The organism is Roseicyclus sp., from assembly GCF_052168335.1.
GTDB lineage: Bacteria > Pseudomonadota > Alphaproteobacteria > Rhodobacterales > Rhodobacteraceae > Roseibacterium.
Window position 1 is genome coordinate 1 of the sequence record NZ_JBQLZP010000299.1, and the last position, 5,434, is coordinate 5,434.

Genomic DNA, 5,434 nt, shown 5'->3' on the forward strand with positions numbered 1-5,434 from the left:
CCGAGCCGGAATTGCTCGACATCTCTGGCCTCGCCGCCTGGTCGGACGGCACGACGCTCGCCCTCTACGCCAGTTCCGAGAGCGCGCCCGGCATCGCCATCTTCGCGCGCGACCTCTCCGCCCAGGGCGCCTCGATCGTCGCGCCCCAGGGCGGCGGCACGACCACGGGCACCGCGCTTGGCGACATCCTGATCGGGGGCGACGGCAACGATCACCTCCGGGGGCTCGGTGGCGACGACATCCTCGAGGACGGCGCAGGCGCCGACACGCTGGAGGGCGGACCGGGCGCGGACCGCTTCCTCCTGCGCACGGACGGAGCGGTCGACCGCATCGCCGATTTCGAGCCCGGGATCGACCGCCTCGACCTCTCCGACTGGCCGCTGCTCTACGACGCCGGGCAGCTCACGGTGACGCCGACCGCGACGGGAGCGACCGTCGTTTGGCAAGGCGAGACGCTGGTGATCGACCGCGCGGGCGGCGGGTCACTCTCGCCCGCCGAGATCGCGGCCGCGCTGATCGAGGCGCCGCACCGCCAGCCCTTCCTGCACCTCGTCGAGGCCGCGGGCTTCCTCCGCGAGGGCGGCCCGGGCGCGGACGCGCTCGACGGGGGGCAGGGCGACGACACGCTCGCAGGCCATGCCGGAGACGACGTGCTGCGCGGCTTCGCGGGCGACGACACGCTCCTCGGCGGGGCGGAAGACGACCGGCTGGAAGGGGGCGCGGGCGCCGATTCCCTCGACGGCGGCCCGGATGCCGACTGGGCGCTCTACGAGACCTCGCCCCAAGGCGTCACCGTGCGGCTCTGGGCCGGGGACGGCGCGGGCGGCGACGCGCAGGGCGACACGCTGACGGGGATCGAGAACCTCGGCGGCTCGCGCTTGGCCGACGTGCTGGCGGGCGATGCCGGGGCCAACGTCCTCTCGGGCGGCGACGGCACCGATTCCCTCTGGGGCAACGCGGGCGACGACACGCTGGAAGGCGGTGCGGGCGCGGACCTCCTGCAGGGGCAGGCAGGCTTCGACCTCGCCACCTATGCGACCTCGGCCGCGGGCGTCACGGTCCGGCTCTGGGCCGGGGACGGCGCAGGGGGCGACGCGGAGGGCGACACGCTCGTGGGAATCGAGGCGCTCGAGGGTTCGGCGCACGCCGACATACTGGTGGGCGACGCAGGCGCGAACCTGCTCCGCGGCGGCGCGGGCGACGACGCGCTCTGGGGCAATGCCGGAGACGACACGCTCGAGGGCGGGCCGGGCGCAGACCTTCTCAACGGACAGGACGGGCAGGACCGGGCCAGCTACGCCGGATCGGCCTCCGGCGTCACCGTCCGGCTCTGGGCGGGCACCGGGACGGGCGGCGACGCGCAGGGCGACACGCTCGTCTCCATCGAGCACCTCGAGGGGAGCGCCCATGCCGATACCCTCGTGGGGGATGCGGGCGCCAACCTGCTCCGCGGCGGCGCGGGCGACGACGCGCTCTGGGGCAATGCCGGAGACGACACGCTCGAGGGCGGGCCGGGCGCAGACCTTCTCAACGGACAGGACGGGCAGGACCGGGCCAGCTACGCCGGATCGGCCTCCGGCGTCACCGTCCGGCTCTGGGCGGGCACCGGCACGGGCGGCGACGCGCAGGGCGACACGCTCGTCTCCATCGAGCACCTGGACGGCTCGGCCCATGCCGACCTTCTGGTCGGCGACGGAGGCGGCAACCACATCCGCGGCGGCGCGGGCGACGACGACATCTGGGCGAACGCGGGCGACGACACGCTCGAGGGCGGCGCGGGTGCCGACCGTCTGCGTGGGCAAGGCGGGCAGGACGTGGCGAGCTACGCCGGTTCGCCCGCCGGTGTCACCGTCCGGCTCTGGGCGGGCGACGGGCGCGGCGGCGACGCCGAGGGCGATACGCTCTTCGACATCGAGCACCTCGACGGGTCGGTCCATGCCGACACCCTGGTGGGCGACGGAGGCGGCAACCGTCTCCGCGGAGGGGCGGGGAACGACGCGCTCTGGGGCAACGCGGGCGACGACACGCTCGAGGGCGGCGCAGGCGACGACGTGCTTCGGGGGCAGGCGGGCGACGACCTCCTCTTGGGGGGGCCGGGGGCGGACGTCTTCGTGTTCCTCGACGGCGACGGCCACGACACCATCGCCGACTTCGGCCCCGGCGACCGGATCGACCTGCGCGGCGTCCCGGCCCTCGACAGCTTCGGCGACGTGACCGCGGCGGCGCTGGACGGGCCGGAGGGCGTCAGCATCGACACGGGAACGGGGTCGATCCTGATCGCGAACCTCGCCCTCGCTAACCTCGATTTAACCGACTTCCTGTTTTGAAGGGTCCGAAGCGGGGATCACGCTCCGCGCCCTTCAGAAGGAGAGCCGCCCGATGCCGCCACGCTCCCCGCACGAGGTGGAAACCTTGCTGGCACCGGGCCGGCGCCTCGTCCGCTTCGACGCGATCGAAGCGGAACTCACCCGGACGAAGGACCGTCTTGCGCTCCTGCGGGACGACGGCTTCCGCCAGCGCCTGTTCCGCGCGCTCGACCTCCGCCTTGCGGAACACGGGGACGGCGGGGTGCTCAGCCTCGATGTCTTCGACACGCTGCTCCTCCGCGACGGATCGAGCGAGCTGCGCCGCTTCGTCGAGATCGGCGCGCGCATGGCCGCCCATGCCGGCCGGGGCATCGAGCCGGTCGACGCCTTCCTCGCCCGGCATCTCGGAACGCAGGCGAGCTACCGGGCCGGGCCGCGCGTCGACGGCTGCGGCGAGGGGTCGCTGACCGAGATCCACCTCACCGCCGCGCGCCTCCTCGGCCTGCCCGACGGCGTCGCGGAGGATTTCATCGCCATCGAACTGGATTACGAGGCCACGCGCCTCGTCCCGAACCCGCTGCTGATGGAGTACCTCGCGCGCCACCGCGCGCGGGGCGGCAAGGTCGTGCTCATCAGCGACATGTACATGCACGCGCCCCAGATCGCGGACCTGCTGTCGCGCTGCGGGATCGGGCGCGAGATTTGGGACGCGCTTTTCTCCTCGGCCGATACCAAGGTGTCGAAAGCCTCGGGCGGCATCTTCGCCCGCGTGCCGGACGTGGCCGGGGCGGGCCATGTCCTCCACGTCGGGGACAGCCTGAGGGGCGATTTCGCACAACCGCGCGCCGCGGGGTGGGACTCGCTGCTGCTGCCGATTCCGCAGGCGCTCCTCGCGCGGCGGGCACAGGACCACCGGGCCTGCGAGGCGGACCTTCTGCGCTCCCACGGGATCCGCCTCGGCGCCGGGAGCGTCGCATGAAGGCCTGGAACCCCCGAACCACCGCCCCCTCCGGTCCCGAGCTCGTGCGGCGGATCGGTTACGACATCCTCGGTCCCGTCGTGCAGCGCTGGCTCCTCGCGCTGCACCAGCACCTGCTCTACCACGACGACGGGGACACGGTCGCGCTCTGGTGCGCGCGCGCCGGCGTCCGCATCCGCGACCTGCACGAGCTGTTCGCCGCGGGCCGCACCCGGGGGCCCGAGGCGCGGATGTTCTGGATCTCCCGCGTGGCCGTGGCCAAGGGCGTCTTCGGCCGCCCCGGCGGCCGGGAGGCGAGCGTCGCGCTCCTCACCCGCGAGTACCGGCACCAGCCGCTGCGCGATCTCGTGCGCGGCCTTCTGCGGAACCGGCCGGATCTGCTCGAGGGGCTCGACCTCGCCGACCGCGCGCTCGACGCGCACGGGCACAACCTGCCCGGTTGGCTGACGGTGAAGGCACCCGCGCAGCGCCGGCTCACCACCTTCCTCGAGGAGAGCTCGGCCGCCTTCGACGCGGAGGTGGACGGACTCCTCGGCGGGCGCGGCCGCGCCCTCCTGGTCGACAGCGGCTGGCAGGGCACGACGCAATCGCTGCTCGCCTCGGCCTATCCGGCGACCCGCTGGCGCGGGCTCTACTTCGGTCGCATCCTGACCCCCGCGCATGACCCCCGGATCGTTCAGGACGCCATCGGCCTCCTGTTCGAGGCCGATGACCGGGATCCGGCGATCCCCGAAACCGCCTTCGTCCGCCACCGCCACCTCGTCGAGAACCTGCTCGAGCCCGGCGCCCCCTCGATCGAGGACGTGCGCAACGGACCTGCGGGGGATGCGGTCAACCGGGCGATCGCCGCCTGCGCCGCGGCGCCCGATCCGGTGGCCGATGCCCTCTACCTGCAGGTGCGCGCCTATGTCGCCGACCACGCCGGGCAGGGTATCGCGTCCATCCTCGCCGCCCACGCGGCCGCCATGCCCGAGCTCGCGCGGATGATCCTGCGGCCCGAGCCGGCCGAAGTGCCGATCCTCGCGGGACGTGCGCGCTCGGCCGACTTGGGCAAATCCCTGAGCGTTCCAGTGGTCCTTCCGCCGACGGGGGAGGAGCACGGCGGCACACCGGAGCAGCGGATCGCCCGGGCGCTCTGGCCCGAGGGTCAGACCGCCCTCGAAACCGGCACATCCCGACCTCTCGGCGAAGGTGTCGAAGGGCCCCGCCCCGCCAAGCCCGCCCGCCGCCGCACGGTGACCGACCGGCCGCGCGTGGCGATCGTGACCCGCACCCGCAACCGGCCCGTCCTTCTGCGACGCGCCGCCGCCAGCGTCGCGGCCCAGGATTTCGGCGACTACGTCTGGACCGTCGTGAACGACGGCGGCGACCCGGCCGAAGTCGCGCGGATCCTGCAGGCCTCCCAGGTCGATCCGCGCCGCATCCGCCTTGTGTCCCACGCCGCGAGCCAGGGGATGGAGGCCGCCTCGAATGCCGGGATCGCCGCCTGCGACAGCGACTACGTGGTGATCCACGACGATGACGACAGCTGGGATCCCGCCTTCCTCGAGAAGACCGTGGACTTCCTCGACGGCCCGTCGGGCGCCCGCTACGGCGGCGTCGCGACGCACAGCCTCTACGTCTCGGAGGAGATCCGGGGCGAGGCTGTGATCGAGCACGGGCGGCACCCCTACAACGACTGGGTGCGCAACGTGCAGCTCTCGGAGATGGCCTGCGGCAACTTCTTCCCGCCCATCGCCTTCGTCTTCCGCCGCAGCGTCTGGGAGCGCGTGGGCGGCTTCAACGAGGCATTGCCCGTCCTCGGCGACTGGTTCTTCAACATGGAGGTGCTGCTCGAGGACGACATCGCCGTCCTGCCCGAGCCCCTGGCGCGCTACCATCACCGCGACCGCGGCGAGACCGAGGGAGCGTTCTACGCCAACTCGGTGATCGGCGGCATCTCCAAGCACGAGGAATTCGCCGCCGTCGCGCGCAACGCCTTCCTGCGCCGCCACGGCGAGCGGGCCGGCATCGCGGCCTCCTTCGCCCTCGGCTACGCGATGAGCGACCTGCGCGGACGGATCGAGCGCGGCATCGCGCCGTCCGGCGCCGCCAGCGGCCCCGGCTGCGGCCCCGGCGGCGGCATCGACGACCGCCTCTGGTGCGCCGC

The 5,434-nt window shown here is 73.6% G+C and carries 3 protein-coding genes; all 3 read left to right on the forward strand.

Features of this window, described 5'->3' with window-relative positions; translation table 11 throughout:
* The coding region (locus tag ACTS11_RS09290; protein WP_442640042.1) for a calcium-binding protein at positions 1-2,327 on the forward strand (2,327 nt) is incomplete at its 5' end.
* Between the two features lie 52 nt (positions 2,328-2,379).
* Complete coding sequence (locus ACTS11_RS09295) at positions 2,380-3,285, forward strand: HAD family hydrolase (protein ID WP_442640043.1); 906 nt, start codon at positions 2,380-2,382, stop codon at positions 3,283-3,285.
* Positions 3,282-5,434, forward strand: a 2,153-nt coding sequence (locus ACTS11_RS09300) for a glycosyltransferase family 2 protein (RefSeq protein WP_442640044.1), incomplete at its 3' end; no start/stop codon positions are given. The genes ACTS11_RS09295 and ACTS11_RS09300, both read left to right, overlap by 4 nt.